Raw genomic sequence first — 19,760 nt, 5'->3', positions numbered from 1 at the left:
GGTGGATATATTAAAAGTAACAGACGACCTTTCAATCAAGCGTTCCATTGACGGTGGTACAGAAGAACAAAGGCAAACAGTAAAGGAAATCATAGCAGCTGTACGTCAAGAAGGTGATCAAGCGGTCATTCGTTATACGGAAAAATTTGATGGGATTCTATTAGATGATTATCAAGTGAAGGATGCAGATATAGACCAAGCTTATCAAGAATTATCTAAAGAAACGATTTCAATTATAAAAGAAGCAGCAGAAAATATAAAAAACTATCATCAGAAGCAATTACAAAATTCATGGATGACGACTGAAGAAGATGGTACCTTGCTTGGGCAAAAAATAACGGCACTTGATTCTGTTGGTGTATACGTACCAGGTGGAAAAGCCGCTTATCCTTCCTCTGTGTTAATGAATGTTTTGCCGGCAAAAGTAGCAGGAGTAGAAAGAATTGTGATGGTTTCTCCTGTAGATCGCCAAACAGGAAAAATACCAGCTGCTGTCCTAGTAGCGGCGAATATTGCCGGAGTAACAGATATATATAAAGTAGGTGGAGCTCAAGCGGTAGCTGCACTTGCCTATGGAACAGAGACAATCGCACCGGTGGATAAAATTACAGGTCCAGGTAATATTTACGTCGCATTGGCGAAGCGAGAAGTGTATGGTGATGTCGATATCGATATGATTGCTGGGCCAAGTGAAATTGCTATTCTCGCTGATGACTCAGCGCTACCAACTGAAGTAGCGGCAGACTTATTATCACAAGCAGAACATGATGAAATGGCTTGTAGCATCCTTGTTACGAATAGCGAAAAACTCGCTAACGAAGTGGCCATCGAGGTGGAAGAACAGTTAGCTACTCTACCAAAATACGATATTGCCAGCCAGTCGATTAAGCAATTTGGTCGGATTTATGTAACAGAAACGATAGAAGAAGCGATTGCAGTGATTAATACAATTGCTCCTGAACATTTGGAGGTTTTAACGGCTCATCCTTTAGCGCTTTTAGGAGCTATCCGCCATGCAGGTGCAATATTTTTAGGTAGATATAGCCCTGAGCCTGTTGGTGATTATTTTGCTGGTCCTAATCATGTCTTACCAACTAACGGTACAGCACGATTTTCAAGCCCACTGAATGTAGATGATTTTCGCAAAAAATCGAGCATTATTTACTACAGTGAAAGTAGATTTACAGCAAATGCGGGAAAAATCGCTTCATTTGCGAGACTAGAAGGTTTAGAGGCTCATGCAAGAGCGATTGAAAAAAGACTCCAAAGTGAAAGGAAAGAAGGGAAATGACGAGAACGGCTGAGTTGCTAAGAAAGACAAATGAAACTGAAATTCAACTATCCCTCAATATTGATGGAGAAGGAACAAGTGATTTGGAGACAGGCGTTCCTTTTATGACACATATGCTTGATTTATTTGCTAAGCATGGGCAATTTGATTTAACAATCGATGCAAAAGGTGATGTCGAAATTGATGATCACCATACGACGGAGGATATAGGGATTTGCCTCGGACAGGCATTGCGAGAGGGTCTCGGTGACAAAAGAGGGATTAAAAGATACGGCAATGCCTTTGTTCCGATGGATGAAGCACTAGCGCAAGTGGTTGTCGACTTAAGTAATCGACCACATTTAGAAATGCGGGCTACTTTTCCTAATCAAAAGGTAGGTACATTTGATACCGAACTAGTGCATGAATTCTTATGGAAATTCGCACTCGAGGCGAGAATGAATCTTCATGTAATCGTTCACTATGGTCAGAATACCCATCATATGATTGAAGCAGTATTTAAAGCACTTGGTCGAGCCTTGGATGAAGCAACAACGGTTGATCCAAGAATAAAAGGCATTCCTTCCACGAAAGGGATGTTATAAATGATTGCGATCATTGATTATGGTATGGGTAATTTATTCAGTGTGAGTAAAGCTCTGGAAAGGTTAGGCGAACCTTATTTTATTACAAATAATAAGAATGAGATCCTTTCAGCCGATGGTGTGATTGTCCCTGGAGTTGGAGCAATCAGTGATGCCATGCGACTTTTAAATGAAACGGGTATGGCAGATGTTCTCAAAGACTATGCGGCTAGTGGTAAACCAATATTAGGTATTTGTCTAGGGATGCAATTACTGTTTGAAGCAAGTGAAGAAAACGGTGGATGCCGTGGACTAGGATTGCTTCCTGGAACGGTTGTGAAAATTCCTGGTGTAACAATTCAAGGTGAAAAATATAAAGTCCCACATATGGGCTGGAACTTATTACAGTTACGACGACAATCACCGATTTTAAAGAATGTCGAAGAGGGGTTTGCTTATTTTGTTCATTCTTATTATGTAACAACAGAAAACGAAGAAATTATTTTGGCAGATAGCTTATATGATGTTAGTGTCCCAGCAGTTGTAGGAAGAAATAATGTATTTGGTACTCAATTTCATCCGGAGAAAAGCAGTATGACTGGCATGGAAATATTAAAAAACTTTACAGTGCTTGTATCAGAAAGGGTGAGTGTAAAATGAGTCTAACCATCTATCCTGCGATTGATATGCGGGGAGGGAAATGTGTCCGGTTATTACAAGGCGACTACGATAAGGAAACGGTATACGGAGACTCTCCTTTTGATATGGCAAAAACCTTTGTAGAAGATGGGGCTAGCTGGGTGCATATGGTGGACCTCGACGGGGCGAAATCCGGTAAGCCGGTGAACGATCGTTATGTCATTCAAGCAGCAAAACAGTTAAATGCGCATATCCAAATTGGTGGCGGTATTCGAACCGAGGAAGATATACATTTCTATCTAGATGCTGGGGTATCAAGAGTAATTATCGGCAGTGTAGCCATTTCAAACCCTCAATTTGCGATTGAAATGATTAGGAAGTATAAAGAGCGTATTGTCATTGGTTTAGATGCTAAAGACGGTTTTGTGGCAACAAATGGCTGGTTGAATACATCACAAGCAACAGCTGTTGAGGTAGGTAAACAATTCGCTGACATCGGTTGCGAAACGTTTATTTTTACAGATATTGCAACAGATGGTACGTTATCTGGACCGAATATTGACGCAACTGTTCAATTAGCACAAGCAACAGGTAAAGAGGTCATTGCTTCAGGTGGAGTCAGTTCTCTTGCTGATTTACAATGCATTGATCAAGCAGGGATTCCTGGTGCTATTGTAGGTAAAGCCATATATGAGAGATGTTTTACCGTGAAGGAAGCATTGGAAGGGGTGTCTTTTCGTGCTTACTAAACGAATTATTCCTTGTCTCGATGTAAAAGAAGGAAGGGTTGTAAAGGGTATCCAATTTGTTCAATTAAGAGATGCAGGTGACCCAGTGGAATTAGCACGTTTTTATGACGCGCAAGGAGCAGATGAGCTTGTATTTCTTGATATTTCTGCTTCACATGAGGGAAGAAAAACAATGGTTGATGTTGTTCAAGCAGTAGCGGCGGAACTAGCCATTCCATTTACAGTGGGTGGTGGTATTCATACACTTGATGATATGAAAAAGATTCTTCGTGCCGGTGCAGATAAAGTCTCACTAAATACGGCAGCTGTCAATCGGCCAGAGTTGATTACTGAAGGTGCAGATTTCTTTGGGGCACAGTGTATGGTTGTAGCTGTCGATGCTAAGTACGATGAAGATTGCGGTACATGGGTAGTGTATACACATGGTGGAAGAGTAAAAACAGATTGGAAAGTACTTGATTGGGTAAAAGAAGCCGTGCGAAGAGGTGCGGGTGAAATTCTTCTCACAAGCATGGACTGTGATGGTGAAAAGAAAGGCTTTGATATTGCCTTAACGAAAGCTGTAAGTACGGCAGTAACCGTTCCTGTCATTGCTTCAGGTGGAGCAGGTGGAGCTAGTCATTTTTCTGATATATTCCTTGATGGTAAAGCAGATGCTGCCCTCGCTGCTTCTATTTTTCATTATAAAGAAACTTCTGTCGCAGAAGTGAAGGCATATATAAAAGATAAGGGAGTGTATGTAAGATGATTGATCAAGTGCAATTCAATGATCAAGGCCTTGTGCCAGCAATTATTCAAGATAGTGAAACGAAAGAAGTCTTAACACTTGCGTACATGAATAAAGAATCTTTAGCAAAGACGATTGAAACAGGGGAAACTTGGTTGTTCAGCCGTTCACGTAATGAACTTTGGCATAAAGGTGAAACCAGTGGTCACACGCAAAAGGTAGTAGAAATGAAGTGGGATTGTGATCGGGATGCCATTTTAGTGCAAGTATTACCAAACGGTGTAGCTTGTCATAAAGGCGAAGTTAGCTGTTTTCATGAAACGATTTATACCGAGGAAGAAAAAAGCATTGCTGCAGATTATCAAATTCTTAAAAGGTTGGAAGAGGTAATAGCTGAGCGTGAACACGCCCGTCCCGATGGAGCTTATACGACCTATTTATTCGATAGTGGCATCGACAAAATATTGAAGAAAGTGGGCGAGGAATCAGCAGAAGTAATCATTGCTGCTAAAAATCGTGATCGAGAAGAACTTAAATGGGAATCTGCTGATTTACTCTATCATTTAATGGTGCTTTTACGTGAACAAGAACTGCCTTTTGCAGAAGTATTAAATGTCTTGAAGAAAAGACATGAAGAGAAAAAGCCAGTTTCATAAACGATTGAATGGGACGATTTCTGTGGAATAGAAATCGTCTTTTGGTGCGCCTGCTGTTGGGATTATAAGGTTAGTAGAAACGACTAGATGTGAAAAAGGGAATAGGTGGGCAAGAGTGTAGGAAGTGTATCGGAAGAGTGAATAAATAGGTAATGCCCCCATAAGAGTGTAGGGATTGAACTGGAAGAGTGGGCAAATGGGTAATGCCCCCATAAGAGTGTAGGAAGTGAACCGGAAGAGTGGGCAAATGGGAAATGCCCCCACAAGAGTGTAGGAAGAGAGCAGGAAGTGTAGGCAAATAGGTAATGCCCCCACAAGAGTGTAGGAAGAGAGCAGTAAGAGTGGGCAAATGGGTAATGCCCCCATAAGAGTGTAGGGATTGAACCGGAAGAGTGGGCAAATGGGAAATGCCCCCACAAGAGTGTAGGGAAGTGAACCGGAAGAGTGGGCAAAAAGGTAATGCCCCCACAAGAGTGTAGGAAGAGAGCAGTAAGAGTGAGCAAAAACCGGAAGAGAAGGGCAATCAAATCGTTCACTATCAAATAATCAGGACTGACATTTATAATATGTTCATACAAAACTGTTCATTACCCTCATTTGTTGCTCATTCAATTTCCATCCATTCTAATTCCACAGTTATTCCTTTGCTATAGTGCGAGGTTCCACTTTATTAATAAAAAATATCATAAAATAGTCATATTTTTCGAAAATGTTGATTTTTTAAGCTGAGTTAGATAATCTTTCTATCTTCGCTTTTTTCCTTATCTTGTCACCCCCTTCTCGAGCGGTTGTTCGTATGTTATACTCAATTGGTTAATATATTTTATGGAGGATTCCATGCGTAAAGACTCTAAAGCAAGAGATCATAAAGGAAAAATTTTATCATTTATCCCTACAGGTGAGTATTATTTTTCAAAAGGCATTAAAGCATACCACCGCAGGGATTTTCATAGAGCGAAGAAGTACCTCCAACGTGCAATGCATTTAGAGCCAGGCGAACCGATGATTGTTTGTCAATTGGCAGTGGTGCATGCCGAAATGGGAGAATATCAAGATTCTAATCAGCTACTCCGATTGATCTTAGAGGAATTAGACGGAGAGATGATCGAGTGCCATTATTTTTTAGCAAATAATTATGCACATTTAGGTTTTTTCAAAGACGCTTACCATCATGCGACATTATATATAGAATTAGACCCAGAAGGCGAGTTTGTTGAAGATACAGAAGAGTTGTTGGAGCTTCTTACATTAGAGGACGACGACCTAAATGAACATCTATATGAGCAGGACGACTTAATGATCAAACAGGAACAAGCAAGGGAGTTACTTGAGACGGGTTATTTTCCAAAAGCTGTCGAATTACTCAATGGTGTCATTGAAGAGTACCCCGAATATTGGTCTGCTTATAATAATTTAGCGCTAGCTTATTTTTATCTAGGTGAAACAGATAAAGCCTCGGATGTGTTGAAACAAGTATTCAAAGACAATCCGGGGAATTTGCATGCCCTTTGTAATAAGCTTGTTTTTGCTTTTTACGAAAACGACTTTATAGAGATGCGAGTGCTAAAAGATGCTTTATTAAAGGTACATCCTATATCAGTTGAGCATCAATTTAAATTAGGGGCCACTTTAGCACTTATTGGTGAATATGATAAAGCTTATGCATGGCTCGGTCGCCTCTATAAACTAGGGTTTAACGGGGACGCTTCATTTTACTACTGGCTCGCATACGCTGCTTATCATACTGGTAAAGAATCTGTTGCTCAAGTGGCATGGAAAAGGGCTGTTGAATTAAATCCAGAAAAAGAAGGATTGGAGCCTTGGAGTGAATCATCAAAAAGTGCCCAAGGGTTCGAAGATCATGTTTCTTCTATTCAACAAAGGTTAGAAAGTGACTATCCAGAAGAACGATTGTTTGCCTTGTTTTTAACAGCCGTTTCAGGCAAGAAAGAACAATTACTAGACTCTGACCATTTAAAAGGGAATAGGAAGTTCTCTGCGTTAGAGAGGGATTATTTAGCTTATTTAAAATTTGGTGAGGCGTCTCAAGATACCTCAACGGCACATGATATCGCTGGATTGCTTTATGAAAATTACTCACCAGTTGGGGCAAAAGAAGCAAGTTTATATTTAATGTGGTTTTCTGCCTATTTACAGTTAACCCAAGCAGGCGTGACAATTAAAAACCCTCATGCATATGCCGGTGCAATCACTTACTCTTGGCATAAGCTAAGAAATGAGACGGTATCACAAGCAACAATAGCAAAGAATTTCGGAATTTCTACATCAACTTTAAGAAAATATTTGCGTTTATTGAATGAATACCTTCGTTGAGCAAAAACTTGGACGTTTTCCTATAAATTTTATAGGATAAAACCAAGAAGGTCATAATAGAACAGAAGGCTTCAAGACAAAGGAGTGGGAATGATGGCTGAAGAAAAAATTTACGATGTCATTATTGCAGGGGCAGGTCCAGCAGGAATGACCGCGGCAGTATATACATCTCGTGCAAATTTATCTACATTAATGCTTGAACGCGGGGTACCAGGCGGGCAAATGGCGAATACGGAAGAAGTGGAGAACTATCCAGGGTTTGATCATATTCTTGGACCTGAACTCTCTACAAAAATGTTCGATCATGCGAAAAAATTTGGTGCGGAATATGCATACGGAGATATTAAAGAAATCATCGATGGCAAGGAATATAAAACAGTCATTGCTGGTTCTAAAGAATACAAAGCACGTGCGGTTATTATTACAACAGGTGCAGAATATAAAAAACTAGGCATTCCTGGTGAAAAAGAGCTAGGCGGCCGCGGTGTATCTTATTGCGCGGTTTGTGATGGTGCATTCTTTAAAGAAAGAGAACTTGTCGTTATTGGTGGAGGCGACTCTGCGGTTGAAGAAGGTGTTTACTTAACACGCTTTGCAAGTAAAGTAACAATCATTCACCGTCGCGATAAACTACGTGCACAACAAATTTTACAACAACGTGCCTTTGATAATGATAAAATTGATTTCATTTGGAACCATACAGTGAAAGAAGTCAATGATAAGGACGGAAAAGTAGGCAGTGTCACGATTGTATCTACAGAAACAGGTGAAGAAAAAGAATTCAAAGCGGATGGCGTGTTCGTTTACATCGGTATGAATCCACTATCTAAACCTTTTGCAAGTCTTGGTATTACAAATGAAGAAGGCTATATTGTAACCAATGATCAAATGGAAACAAAAGTTCCTGGTATCTTCGCTGCTGGGGATATTCGTGAAAAAACATTGCGCCAAATCGTTACTGCAACTGGTGATGGTAGCATTGCAGCCCAAGCGGCTCAGCACTATATTGAAGAACTTCAAGAAAGTCTAAAAACAGCTGCAAATTAATGAAAAAAGGGGATCATAAACCGACTTTATCCATCATTTACAAAAAGTCATTTTGTTTTAACTCTACTGTAACCTGGGTGAAACAAATTTCGGTTATGATAATAATAGAAATTGACCCCCTTTTAAAGATATATTCCTTTTACAGCACAGGTAGCTCCTGTGCTCTTTTTTTGGTTCAAGTACAATTCTCATAATATATGGATGTTTAAACAGAGCAATATCAGTAACTACTTGTACAAGTAGGAGAAAAAGGAACGAACGTACTCCGAATATAGAAATAAGAGTGGAGGAAAATGTATTTGCGAATCACTCTGAAGTTTTTTTCCACAGATTATATGAAAGATGACATTCTACTAAAGAAGACCGTGACAATTTGCTTAGAACGGTTTTTTAAGGGCGAAGAATCATGTTCAACCTGTATCGTTGTAGCGCTATGACAAAAATAGTATAATATAATGATAAATACTATGCTTTCATTCATTAGAGTATTTTTCCTTTAAGTCTAGTCTGTTCTCTAATAATGAGTAGCACAAAGTAAGAGGTGAATAGGATGCAGCGGGTCACAAACTGCGTATTATTAAAAGATGACCAAGTATTGTTGCTACAAAAGCCACGCCGTGGATGGTGGGTTGCACCGGGCGGAAAGATGGAGCCAGGTGAATCGGTGCGTGACTCTTGTATCAGAGAATATAGAGAAGAAACGGGGATTTACTTAAGGAATCCAAACATAAAAGGGATATTTACTTTCATTATGAAGGATGGAGATCAAGTACTTTCGGAATGGATGATGTTTACATTTTTTGCTACAGATGCGGACGGGTTGAATGTAGATGAGTCTGAAGAAGGAAAATTGCGATGGGTCGAAGTGGATAAAGTGAAAGATTTACCAATGGCTGCAGGAGATCATCATATTCTTGAATATATGATTAATGGTAATCGCATGATTTACGGTACATTTACTTATACACCTGATTTTGAATTAATTAGTTACCGCTTAGATCCAAGCTAAAAATGAATACAGGGGGAAGCGAGAAATGAGTTCGGTTGTAGCAAAAGAAACACAAATGGTCATTATTACAGGAATGTCTGGCGCAGGTAAAACAGTGGCGATTCAAAGCTTCGAAGATTTAGGCTTTTTTTGTGTAGATAATTTACCACCGACCTTATTGCCGAAATTTCTTGAACTGATGAAGGATTCAGGGAATAAGATGAATAAGGTTGCGCTTGTGATGGATTTACGTGGCCGTGAGTTTTTTGAGCATCTTTTCAAAGCGTTAGATGATTTAGCAGATACGTCATGGGTCACACCAGAAATTCTTTTCCTTGATGCGGACGATGCAACCCTTGTAAGTAGATATAAAGAAACGCGTCGCTCTCATCCATTAGCGCCATCAGGCTTACCGATGGAAGGCATCAAATTGGAGAGAGAATTATTAGATGATCTAAAAGGTAGGGCGCAGATTATCTATAAGACATCTAATATGAAGCCGCGTGAATTAAGAGAAAAGATACTCCATGAGTTTTCTGTGAATAAACAATCTATCTTCACTGTCAATGTGATGTCATTTGGTTTTAAACATGGATTACCGATTGATGCCGATCTTGTATTTGATGTTCGCTTCTTGCCAAACCCGCATTATATTGAGCATATGCGTCCGAAGACAGGCTTGGATGAAGAAGTGTCTAACTATGTTTTGAAATGGAATGAAACAAATAAATTTTTAGAAAAGGTCACGGATTTACTAGCATTTATGCTCCCGCATTATAAACGTGAAGGAAAATCCCAACTTGTTATTGCGATTGGATGTACGGGTGGACAGCATCGATCTGTAGCACTAACCGAGTATATCGCTAACCATTTTAAGCAAGACTACAACACTCGCATCACTCACCGTGACATTGAGAGGAGAAGGCAAACAACATGAATAGAAAGCCGAGGGTCGTTATCATTGGCGGTGGAACAGGGTTGCCAGTTTTATTAAGAGGATTAAAAAAATATCCCCTTGATTTGACAGCCATTGTGACAGTTGCTGATGATGGCGGTAGCTCTGGTAGGTTGAGAGAAGAATTAAATATCCCACCTCCAGGAGATATTCGTAATGTTTTGGCAGCGTTATCAGATGTGGAACCTCTTGTGGAAGAAATGTTTCAGCATCGTTTTAAAACGTCCAATGAATTATCGGGTCATTCTTTAGGTAATCTGATTCTAGCAGCGATGACTTCTATTACTGGTGACTTTGTTCATGCGATTCAAGAGATGAGTAAAGTATTGAATGTTAATGGAAGAGTCTTACCTGCAGCTGAACAGAGTGTTGTATTACATGCAGAAATGGAAGATGGCAGTATCGTTTCAGGAGAATCAAAAATCCCTTACTCTGGCAAAAAGATTAAGAAAGTATTTTTGACACCTGAGACGGTAAGTCCACTTTCGGAAACGATTGAAGCGATTCGAGAGGCTGATCTCATTATCATTGGTCCCGGAAGCCTTTACACAAGCATACTTCCCAATCTACTTGTACCGTCTGTAGGTAAGGAAGTGTGCCGTTCTCATGCCAAAAAGCTGTATATCTGTAATTTAATGACGCAGGCAGGGGAAACATTGGACTATCGTGCCAGTGACCACGTACAGGCAATATTTGATCATATGGCTGAGCCGTGTTTAGATCTGATTCTTGTCAATCATGAAGAAATACCAGAAGATATTCAAGAACGTTATGAAGAGCAACGTGCGAAGCCTGTTTATTATGACCGTGATCGATTAGTCGAACAGGGCTTGCAAGTGCTACAGGGTGAGATTGTTAGCCTTGAAAAAGGAGCAATCCGTCATAAAACGAATGAAGTTGCAAAAATGATTTATCAATTAATTGTAGATGATATAATGAAAAACTAGTATTTGTCTGGTTAGGGGGGAGAAAGTATGTCTTTTGCTTCGGAAACGAAAAAAGAATTAACGAACTTGGAGACAAAGGATTGTTGCGGAAAGGCAGAACTATCCGCTTTGATCCGTATGAACGGATCTCTCTCTTTTTCAAATAAAATGTTAATTGTAGATATTCAAACTGAGAATGCAGCGATCGCCAGAAGAATCTATACGCTTATCAAAAGGAATTATGATGTGCAAGTTGAATTGCTTGTTCGAAAGAAAATGAGACTTAAGAAAAATAATGTTTATATTGTTAGACTTATGGAGCAAGCACAAAAAATTCTTGATGATCTGCACATTATTAGTGCTGGCTTTCAATTTATCCATGATATCTCAATGGATTTAATTAAAAAGAAATGCTGTAAACGTGCGTATTTAAGAGGAGCTTTTTTAGCAGGGGGATCAGTCAATAACCCTGAAACCTCTTCGTATCATTTAGAAATTGCTTCGATGTATAAGGAACATAATGACGCCTTGTCGAAATTAATGAATACTTTTGGATTGAATAGTAAAACATTGGAAAGAAAGAAAGGTTTTATTACCTACTTAAAAGAGGCGGAAAAAATTACAGAATTCCTTAATATTATTGGTGCTCATAGTGCGCTTTTACGATTTGAAGATATACGGATTGTTAGAGATATGCGAAACTCGGTTAACCGCTTGGTCAATTGCGAAACAGCCAATTTAAATAAAACAATTGGAGCTGCCTTAAGACAAGTCGAAAACATAAGATATATAGAGGGTACCGTTGGACTAAAGGTGTTACCTGAGAAATTACGCGAAATTGCAGAATTGCGTGTGACGTATCAAGATGTGACTTTAAAGGAACTCGGAGAAATGGTCTCTGGTGGCACGATAAGCAAATCGGGTATCAATCATCGCCTAAGAAAAATTGATGAAATTGCAGAAAAAATTAAAACAGGGCAATGGAAGGAATCTTAAGTTTTTTGGAGGTTAGGACATGGTAGAAAGACAAGTGAAAGTCAAACTAAAAACAGGCTTACAGGCACGCCCAGCTGCAAAGTTAGTGCAGGAAGCCAATCGCTTCACAGCCGATCTCTTTATCGAAAAAGGCGGAAAAAAAGTAAATGCCAAAAGTATCATGGGATTAATGAGCCTATCTCTAAGTGCTGGTTCAACCGTCACCCTCCTTGCTGAAGGCAACGATGAAAACGAAGCCTTAAATAAACTGACTGCCCTCTTACAAGAGGACATTGTTTCATAATCTGCTTAAAACCCGAATAAGTGCGCACCCTCATTGCTAGATGTTTCTACCGATGGCGGTGCGCTTTATTGTGAAGAATGAGTGAAAAGAAATTGTTCAGCTATCGAGAAGAGAAATGGCAAAGAAGACTGAGTAAAGTGAAATTGCGCAGCTATGTAATTTCTCCTCTTATATCGATTGAAATGGCCACTCAAAAATCAAACGCAACAAGTTATTCTATTTCTACTACTTTTATCCCCTCATTTTTCGTTCACCTCAACTATTTGTAAATCCATAATGAAACGTAATCTTATTTAACTATGCATGATCACTAAATAGTTAATCTAACAACTACCGATTTTTTGCAGAACAAAAGCCATCAGCAAATGAAATGCTGATGGCTTTTGTTCTTTGTGATGCTTATTTTTTCGCTTCTGGTGTATTGTTTGTAATGATCTTGTCGATAAGACCATATTCTAGTGCTCTTTCTGCAGTCATGAAGTTATCACGATCTGTGTCTTTAGAAATCACATCTAAAGGTTGGCCAGTGCGTTCAGCTAGAATTTGGTTCAATTTTTCACGTAAGAATAGGATGCGTTTAGCAGCAATCTCGATTTCAGTTGCTTGCCCTTGAGCGCCACCTAGTGGTTGGTGAATCATGACTTCACTATTTGGAAGCGCAAAACGTTTTCCTTTTTCACCAGCTGCTAGTAAGAATGCACCCATGGATGCAGCCATACCAGTACAGATTGTTGAAACATTTGGTTTGATGTATTGCATCGTATCATAGATGGCCATACCAGCAGTGATACTTCCGCCTGGGCTATTAATATAAAGCGTGATGTCCTTTTCAGGATTATCTGCTTCTAAGAATAATAGCTGAGCCACGATGGAGTTAGCCACATTATCGTCAATCGCACTGCCTAACATGATAATGCGATCTTTTAATAGGCGAGAGTAAATGTCATAAGCGCGTTCCCCTCGGTTTGTTTGTTCGATTACTGTAGGGATTAAGTTCATTTCCAATTCCTCCTTTAAAGGTCAAAAAAAGTTTTGGAAAGGTATTTTATACCTCGCCATTGGTAAATGTATGTAGTTTCATCATACATGGTTGGTCAATTAAGGTCAAACGAATCGCTTGATTATTTCAAGAGAATTATTCGACATTTTTTTCTAAGTTGATTTACTCGTATCCATGATACCCACAAATTTTCGCTTTTAAACAACGAATGCTTGCAAATAAAGGGCTTTTCCCATATAATTAATATTCGTAACACCAAGAAAAAACGTGTTCTTACATAAAAAAATGCCCTCGTGGTGCAACGGATAGCACGTAAGATTCCGGTTCTTAAAATGGGGGTTCGATTCCCTCCGAGGGCGCTAAAAGTGATGATATAAGAGATTGTAGGCGTTTTTTATTTTTTTGCCCGACTTTTGTCCGGCAAAGAATAAAAAACGCCTATTTTATTTGCCTTAATCGGATGTACATGAATCAATGTACTCTTGAATTATTCTTAATATTCTACTATTTAAGAAGTTTTTCTAAAAAACGCCTCTTATTAGCTCTCGATATACATCATTATTCGCAACAAAAAAGAAGAGCCAAGCAGTGACTCTTCAATAGAGAATATAATAGGCGATTTTATGATGACTAAAGGGTAATCAGCAATTTAAGAAAATTTCTCCTAAAGAAAAGTATGTGAGCGTGAGCAGGCCCTGTCGAAAGGGATAATTGGTTGGTGAACAATATAATCATTTATTTTATGTTCAATCATTTTAATGCTTGGATGCCATAAATTATGCTTCATAAAAAGAGCCTGCTCATAAATCTATAAAAACGCTGAAAAGAAACATGACAACTATAATATTTATGTACATGGCTGCTATGACTATGCCATAATGAATTTTTTTAAAAAAGAACAATGACGTTGGGGCTAACAATCCCCCGAAAATGAGCATTCCGAATATTTCATTTGAATAGAAGAAGATAATCACCTACAGCAAGTTTTTCTAATTAGTTTGTTTACTAAATAAATTTCTATGTATGAAGAATAAAAAAACATTTTAATCCGAAGTTTAACGAAGTAGTTTTAATTCAGTAAGTTTTGACAGTCTATAGGCTAACTCGTATGAATTTCCTTCATAAAGATGAAATGAGAGTGAGTCATCGAGGTATTCTACTTTTTGTTGGAATTCATCTAAACAACCTATTTGTGCTGACCAATGGAGATCAGGAATAGAGACAATATATTTTTCATCTGGAGTTTTAATTATGTATACATTTGAGTGTCTTTCTCCTAATAAATGCATTTTTTCTTGAAGATATTTCATCTGTTCTACACCTCAACTTCTCCCTTTATTAAAAGTATTATATAAATGAAAAGTATGCAAAGGAAGCAAAAGCTATTAGAAACACTGAAAAGGTGACAAAAGGCTCTAGGGAGAAAGTCTACAATAATTACTGGAATGTTAACTGCTTCAAAATAAATATTAATCAAATTAATTAACAAAAGATGGATTAAAAAAAGAGCCGATAATCCTGCGGCTTTTTGAAATAAAAATTACGTAACGGAGAGATGATAGATCCTGAAAAATTTAATTGTATGTGAATGTAAAAAAACTGGGAATGTTTCCTTGAGGTTAAGGACACGCTAAAGATAATCTTTCAGTGGGAGGGTTAATATGGCGGAGAAAGATCAAAGGTTAACGGCATCTGAGTTAGCGCAGCTATGGAATGCCTATATGAATAATAAAATGTATAAATGCGTCCTGCAGTATTTTTATGAAAAAGCTGATAAAGGCGATATTAAGGAATTTATTGAGACGGCTATCGAGATGTGTGATGAAATTATTTTTGATATAACGACGATCTACAATAAGAACAACCATCCATTGCCGAAAGCCTTTAGTGAAGAAGAAGATGTCAATGTAACTGCTCCAAAGCTTTACTCAGATGTATTTATCCTTGCGTATATGCATGATATGACCCGTTATGGCATGATTGGTTATGGAACTGCATTAGCTATTGCGATTCATGAAGATGTGGACCAAATTTTCTCAAAGGCATTAAAAAAATGTTCACAATTATATAGAAACGCGATTAAATTGCAGCAAGATAAGGGTGTTTTTCACCCCTCACCGTCTATTCCTATCCCAGAAAAAATTGAAATCGCTGAAAAAAATAGTTACTTAAGTGGCTTTATAGGTGAACAGCGAGCATTATCAGTCATTGAAATTATGAATGTATACAATGATATGCAAAGAAATGCTTTAGGAAAGGCCCTGTTTTTAGGTCTTTGTCAAACAGTTAGTTCAGATGATATCAAGAAATTTTTGCGGAAAGGCCTTGATTTATTCGATGAAAATGTCCAAGAATTTGCTAATGCTTTAATTAAAGATAGCATTTCTGTTTCACCAACTTGGGACTCAGAAGTGCTTAATTCCACGACACCACCTTTTTCAGAAAAGTTAATGCTATACCAAGTAGTGATGTTTATTGCTACGTTGTCCGGCTATTATGGGACAGCATTAGGTACGACTACAAGACGGGATTTAACGGTAATGTATGCAAAGATAATGACCGAAACATTAGACTTAGGCAATCAATCGGCAAGTTTATTAATTAAATACGGTTGGCTTGAACAAGCCCCTCAATCAGTAAATCATAGAAATATTTCCAAAAAGAAAAGGAAATAGGGATGTTCTGTGAAAAAAAATAACCCGATTGAAAAATTGTTTTGGTCGATTGCTTTTCCCGGTTTTGGTCAATATTTAAATGGAAGATTGTTTAAAGGTACTGTATTTTTAGTTTTAGAAATTTTATTTAATGTCATGGGTAATTTTAATGAAATTATTATGTTGAGCTTTCAAGGTAAAGTTCATCAAGCTGCTGAGGCCGCAAACTATGGATGGCTTATGTTTTATCCTTGTTTATACTTCTTCGCTATTTGGGATGCTTATAAGGATGCTGGAGGAGAAGGGAGTAAGTATTCATTCTTACCATTTGTATTTTGTGCGTATTTTGTAACGGTTGGTCTGATGTATTCAACAGAGGTATCAATATTTGGCGTGTTTTTTGGGCCCGTATGGTTACCGATGTTAGCTGTCATTCCTGGTATCATAATTGGTTGGCTGATTCGCTTTGTCATCCTTAAATTTTCAACTTCATCATAAAAGCCAACCCTCGGATTAAGAGATGGTTGGCTTTTAAATTTGGTATGTATACTATTAATCCTCATTTACTGTTGCTTTGCATACGGGACAAGTGATTTTTTCATTCGATCTAAATTGGATTTTCTTCAAATCTTTCCTCGTAAATGTAGCAAAAACATTATAGCGGAAACCGCATATACAAGAGTGTTGGTCTTTGACAATATGGGTTAAATGGGTTTCTTCGCTTTGTACGGTTGGATAGATCATAAGACACGCCTTTCTTTTTTGTGGGAAATTTAGGCAAAATTAGAAAGGTTTTTATATAGGAGACTTTTAGAAAGTCCGTAAAGAGGTAAGAATGATTCAAGCGAAAAATAATCACCTTACACATCTGCAACCCGGCTGCCATGACAATATATGCTTTAGGCCCGTGGCTTTGCGTCTTTTACTTTCGTAAAATTTGCCCAATATGATAGATTTTATCATATATTCATAAAGTGTGGTCGACAAAGGCCCTTTTGTAACTAAAGGGAAAAATAACTGAAAAATCTAATAATTGTTTAGTTTCCACAATCGTTGCATTCGAACTTTTACTAAACAAACGTGGCTTTTTGCAGGCAATCATTTTTATTACAATTCATCAAACGAACTATTTCACTGATTTCCAAATTGTCCATCTGTCTTTTTCAACTATGTGATGATCTGCTGTTATTGACTCATCAATATGATCTATTAAATGTTCTAATTCTTCATCGTTTAGCTCATGTAAAATGCTTCTTCCTGTTCTTTCACTTAGGTCTTTAAACAATTCCCCTTTACTTTCATACACTTTTCTTACTTCCCACAACTTCACTTCTTCAATATCTTTAAATCCTGCGGCCTTAAGGTTTTTAATTATAAATTGACTATTATATCTGCGATTCTTCTCTTTTTTAGCTAACCTTGGGAAAAGTTCAAAGAAATATCCTCTAATATGACTCTCACTACCCTTCACCAAACAATCATCAGGAGTACGGTCTTGAACAATATAAAAGCCGTTGTCTTTCAGCATTCTATATGCTTCTTTAAAACAGGATTCTAAATCTTTAATGTGATGGATCAACGCTCTTTCAAGCACTAAGTTGAAACTCTTATCATTTAAACCTGTTTCCAAAGCATCACCATGCTTAAACGAAATACTTTCGTATGCTTTGCAATTTTCTTTTGCACCTTCTAGAATAACTTTTGAAAAATCAATACCAGTAACGGAATCAATCCCCATGTCTGCCATTGCCTTGGAATAGATACCTCCACCACATCCAACATCTAAGGCATTTGATATATTTTCGATGGGCACGAGATTGTGTATTACTTCCATCCATGAGTCGTCAGCTCTTCGTGTTGTATAAGTATCGCGATTTCCTTTGTTATGAAAGTCAATTCCCATTTAATATCTCCTCCTTCTCTTTTGCAACCCTCTCTGTCAATAAATAGTATATCTATCATTCAGCATAAGCAAAAATACTAATTTATTATAAAATATGATAAGCATTACTTATTATTGTCTTTCCCTTATGCAACAATCTCGCCAATTTGCGGAATAACCTAATCAAGTAATTTAAAACAACAAATGTTGCAAAAGAGACACTCCCTTATGTTGAAATAGTTTACTCCACCATAATTTCTTTCCCTTTTTTTCTTCCTGTACCGCTGCAATCTCAAATCGTCTTTCCGCCATCGATTAATCTTCCTTTTTCTTTTTTGATGATATTTACTCTAGAAAATGAATAGTTATGTGGTGAGTACCAATTTATTTCTATACACTAATTCTGATGAATATTGTAGAATGGGGTTAAGGGGGGATTAGAATGAACTTGAAAGCAGGGTTGTGGCAACAGCAAACATTAAAATTGACCATGACGCAAGAGCTTACACAAGCGATTGCGCTGTTACAATATAATACACAAGAATTATCTGCCTTTTTGGAAAGTAAGGCGTTAGAAAATCCCCTTATGCAAATTGAAGAGAGTCCTGCACAAGCAGCCGAACCGAGATTTGATCGAATGAAATCATCGAAACAAAAAGTAGATGACAATAAACAAAACTGGATTGAACAAATCGGTTCGAAAAACCATACAACATTACAAGAATACTTACATTCGCAGTTAGCGATTGCAGAATTAAATCATATGGAATTTAAGCTCATTTCCTATCTTATTGGCTGTTTAGATGAAAACGGTTACTTACAAACAGATCTACAAGCTGTTGCGGAAAAATTCAATGTAAGTGAAGAGGATATGACTGAAGCTTTGATTGAGATACAAAGTTTAGAGCCAGCAGGAGTAGCAGCGAGAGACTTACAGGAGTGTCTATGGTTACAATTAGAGAGACTTCACCCTTATAATGAAATCGCTGAGAAAGTCATTAGTGATTATTTTATTCTTTTTGCTGAAAAGAAATGGAAAGAAATTGCGAAAAAACTGAAAGTAGAACTAAAAGAAATCCAAGCAGTGTTTGATCTTGTGCAAACATTAAACCCAAGACCAGCGGCAGCCTTCCAAAATGAGTTAGCACCTTATATTACACCAGAGGTCGTTATTCAGTGGGAAGATGGGGATTTTTCTGTAAGTATATATGATGATGTACTACCAAAGATTCGTTTTAATGAAGGTTATTTTCGCAAGTTTCAAACAGATGGAGATCAGGATGTAAATCGTTTTTTACAAGAGAAAAAAACGGATTTTCAATGGATTGCTAGAAGTATAGAACAAAGAAAAGAAACATTATTAAAAGTAGCATTAAAAATTGTAGAAAAACAGCCTGAATTCTTCTGGAAAGGCCCAAATTATTTGCAACCGATGACAATGAAAGAGATCGCTGATGAGTTAGAGATACATGAATCAACTGTCAGTCGGGCGGTCCGTGAAAAATATGCGCAAACACCATTTGGAACGATTGAATTGCGATCCTTTTTCTCTAGTACAATCAAGACGACGTCCTTTGAGAATACATCATCTGAGCAGGCGAAAAACGCAATAAGTGAAATGGTCAAAGGTGAAGATAAGAAGAAACCTCTTTCAGATCAAGTGATAGTTCAGCGACTAGAAGAGGAAAAAGGTATTGTAATATCAAGAAGAACAGTAGCAAAATATCGTGATCAATTAAAAATTCCTTCTTCCTCAAAAAGAAAAAGGTACGAATAGAGAGTGGGGTGGGCCGATTGCATAGTGTTAAACTGTATACAAGAAAAAATTGCCCCTTATGTGAGCAAGCTGAGCTTGTCATTGATATGGTCCAAGAAGATTGTTTATTTCAATATGAAGCCATTGATATTGAAACGAGTGATGATCTAACAGAACGCTTTGGATTAATGATTCCAGTTATTGAAGTAGATGGTGAGATTCTTCAATATGGGCAAGTGGATTATGTCACTCTTTCTGAGAAGTTAAGTGGAAAAACGTTAAATGATTGAAAAATAAAAATAACCCTGCTAATA

The 19,760-nt window shown here is 37.8% G+C and carries 20 protein-coding genes, 1 tRNA gene and 1 riboswitch; of the genes, 18 read left to right on the top strand and 3 right to left on the bottom strand.

From position 1 onward, the window contains the following. The first annotated feature begins 1 nt into the window (after position 1). From hisD to MHH73_RS19230, 13 genes are all read left to right on the top strand, one after another. Positions 2 to 1,291, top strand: coding sequence for a histidinol dehydrogenase (gene hisD, locus MHH73_RS19290; RefSeq protein WP_341068777.1), 1,290 nt, complete (start codon positions 2 to 4; stop codon positions 1,289 to 1,291). Next, positions 1,288 to 1,875 carry an imidazoleglycerol-phosphate dehydratase HisB gene (gene hisB / locus MHH73_RS19285; protein WP_191812891.1) on the top strand — a complete coding sequence of 196 codons (588 nt, stop codon included), beginning with the start codon at positions 1,288 to 1,290 and terminating at the stop codon, positions 1,873 to 1,875. Before hisD ends, hisB begins: the two co-directional genes overlap by 4 nt. Beyond that, positions 1,876 to 2,514 (top strand): imidazole glycerol phosphate synthase subunit HisH, encoded by a 639-nt coding sequence (gene hisH, locus MHH73_RS19280; RefSeq protein ID WP_341068774.1) that lies wholly within the window; start codon positions 1,876 to 1,878, stop codon positions 2,512 to 2,514. It begins immediately after the preceding gene. Continuing rightward, the gene (gene hisA / locus MHH73_RS19275) at positions 2,511 to 3,242 is read left to right on the top strand and encodes a 1-(5-phosphoribosyl)-5-[(5-phosphoribosylamino)methylideneamino]imidazole-4-carboxamide isomerase (protein WP_341068772.1); all 732 of its coding nucleotides are present in this window, start codon (positions 2,511 to 2,513) and stop codon (positions 3,240 to 3,242) included. The genes hisH and hisA overlap by 4 nt, the downstream gene beginning before the upstream one ends. Further along, complete coding sequence (hisF, locus tag MHH73_RS19270) at positions 3,232 to 3,990, top strand: imidazole glycerol phosphate synthase subunit HisF (protein WP_341068769.1); 759 nt, start codon at positions 3,232 to 3,234, stop codon at positions 3,988 to 3,990. The genes hisA and hisF overlap by 11 nt, the downstream gene beginning before the upstream one ends. Then, on the top strand, positions 3,987 to 4,625 hold the full coding sequence (gene hisIE, locus MHH73_RS19265; protein WP_341068766.1) for a bifunctional phosphoribosyl-AMP cyclohydrolase/phosphoribosyl-ATP diphosphatase HisIE: 639 nt from the start codon (positions 3,987 to 3,989) through the stop codon (positions 4,623 to 4,625). Before hisF ends, hisIE begins: the two co-directional genes overlap by 4 nt. Before the next feature lie 837 nt (positions 4,626 to 5,462). After that, positions 5,463 to 6,959, top strand: coding sequence for a tetratricopeptide repeat protein (locus MHH73_RS19260; RefSeq protein ID WP_341068764.1), 1,497 nt, complete (start codon positions 5,463 to 5,465; stop codon positions 6,957 to 6,959). A gap of 93 nt (positions 6,960 to 7,052) precedes the next feature. After that, positions 7,053 to 8,006: a thioredoxin-disulfide reductase gene (gene trxB, locus MHH73_RS19255; protein WP_341068761.1), complete on the top strand. Its 954-nt coding sequence runs from the start codon at positions 7,053 to 7,055 to the stop codon at positions 8,004 to 8,006. A gap of 550 nt (positions 8,007 to 8,556) precedes the next feature. Beyond that, on the top strand, positions 8,557 to 9,015 hold the full coding sequence (locus MHH73_RS19250) for an NUDIX hydrolase (protein WP_095371889.1): 459 nt from the start codon (positions 8,557 to 8,559) through the stop codon (positions 9,013 to 9,015). Positions 9,016 to 9,040: 25 nt separating this feature from the next. Next, positions 9,041 to 9,931: an RNase adapter RapZ gene (gene rapZ / locus MHH73_RS19245; protein ID WP_191812879.1), complete on the top strand. Its 891-nt coding sequence runs from the start codon at positions 9,041 to 9,043 to the stop codon at positions 9,929 to 9,931. After that, positions 9,928 to 10,896, top strand: coding sequence for a gluconeogenesis factor YvcK family protein (locus tag MHH73_RS19240; protein ID WP_191812872.1), 969 nt, complete (start codon positions 9,928 to 9,930; stop codon positions 10,894 to 10,896). The genes rapZ and MHH73_RS19240 overlap by 4 nt, the downstream gene beginning before the upstream one ends. 27 nt (positions 10,897 to 10,923) lie before the next feature. Further along, complete coding sequence (gene whiA / locus MHH73_RS19235) at positions 10,924 to 11,871, top strand: DNA-binding protein WhiA (RefSeq protein WP_191812871.1); 948 nt, start codon at positions 10,924 to 10,926, stop codon at positions 11,869 to 11,871. A 19-nt stretch (positions 11,872 to 11,890) separates the two neighbouring features. Beyond that, the gene (locus MHH73_RS19230) at positions 11,891 to 12,154 is read left to right on the top strand and encodes an HPr family phosphocarrier protein (RefSeq protein ID WP_341068757.1); all 264 of its coding nucleotides are present in this window, start codon (positions 11,891 to 11,893) and stop codon (positions 12,152 to 12,154) included. Between the two features lie 399 nt (positions 12,155 to 12,553). Here MHH73_RS19230 and clpP read toward each other — a convergent pair whose 3' ends face one another. Then, positions 12,554 to 13,153, bottom strand: a complete 600-nt coding sequence (clpP, locus tag MHH73_RS19225; protein WP_191812869.1) for an ATP-dependent Clp endopeptidase proteolytic subunit ClpP — start codon at positions 13,151 to 13,153, stop codon at positions 12,554 to 12,556. A gap of 288 nt (positions 13,154 to 13,441) precedes the next feature. On the opposite strand from clpP, the gene MHH73_RS19220 reads away from it, so the two are divergent. Beyond that, positions 13,442 to 13,513, top strand: a tRNA-Arg gene (locus MHH73_RS19220). A gap of 696 nt (positions 13,514 to 14,209) precedes the next feature. Here MHH73_RS19220 and MHH73_RS19215 read toward each other — a convergent pair. Continuing rightward, positions 14,210 to 14,464: a YueH family protein gene (locus tag MHH73_RS19215; protein ID WP_191812841.1), complete on the bottom strand. Its 255-nt coding sequence runs from the start codon at positions 14,462 to 14,464 to the stop codon at positions 14,210 to 14,212. Between the two features lie 351 nt (positions 14,465 to 14,815). Between MHH73_RS19215 and MHH73_RS19210 the strand changes: the two genes are divergently transcribed. Then, positions 14,816 to 15,829 (top strand): DUF3231 family protein, encoded by a 1,014-nt coding sequence (locus tag MHH73_RS19210; protein ID WP_191812839.1) that lies wholly within the window; start codon positions 14,816 to 14,818, stop codon positions 15,827 to 15,829. A 9-nt stretch (positions 15,830 to 15,838) separates the two neighbouring features. Beyond that, positions 15,839 to 16,306: a hypothetical protein gene (locus MHH73_RS19205; RefSeq protein ID WP_191812837.1), complete on the top strand. Its 468-nt coding sequence runs from the start codon at positions 15,839 to 15,841 to the stop codon at positions 16,304 to 16,306. A gap of 368 nt (positions 16,307 to 16,674) precedes the next feature. Then, positions 16,675 to 16,760, bottom strand: a riboswitch (cyclic di-GMP riboswitch). A gap of 174 nt (positions 16,761 to 16,934) precedes the next feature. On the opposite strand, the gene MHH73_RS19200 is transcribed toward MHH73_RS19205, so the two are convergent. Next, a complete protein-coding gene (locus MHH73_RS19200; RefSeq protein WP_341068753.1) occupies positions 16,935 to 17,711 on the bottom strand; it encodes a class I SAM-dependent methyltransferase in 777 nt (258 codons plus the stop codon). 421 nt (positions 17,712 to 18,132) lie between these two features. On the opposite strand from MHH73_RS19200, the gene rpoN reads away from it, so the two are divergent. Both rpoN and MHH73_RS19190 read left to right on the top strand, forming a co-directional pair. After that, entirely contained in the window at positions 18,133 to 19,467 is a 1,335-nt protein-coding gene (gene rpoN / locus MHH73_RS19195; protein WP_341068750.1) for an RNA polymerase factor sigma-54, read from the top strand. A gap of 8 nt (positions 19,468 to 19,475) precedes the next feature. Next, positions 19,476 to 19,736, top strand: coding sequence for a glutaredoxin family protein (locus MHH73_RS19190; protein WP_445662530.1), 261 nt, complete (start codon positions 19,476 to 19,478; stop codon positions 19,734 to 19,736). Positions 19,737 to 19,760 lie beyond the last annotated feature (24 nt).

The organism is Cytobacillus sp. FSL K6-0265, assembly GCF_038003465.1.
Taxonomy (GTDB): domain Bacteria; phylum Bacillota; class Bacilli; order Bacillales; family Cytobacillaceae; genus Cytobacillus; species Cytobacillus stercorigallinarum.
This window is presented reverse-complemented; position numbering and strand designations above follow the sequence as displayed.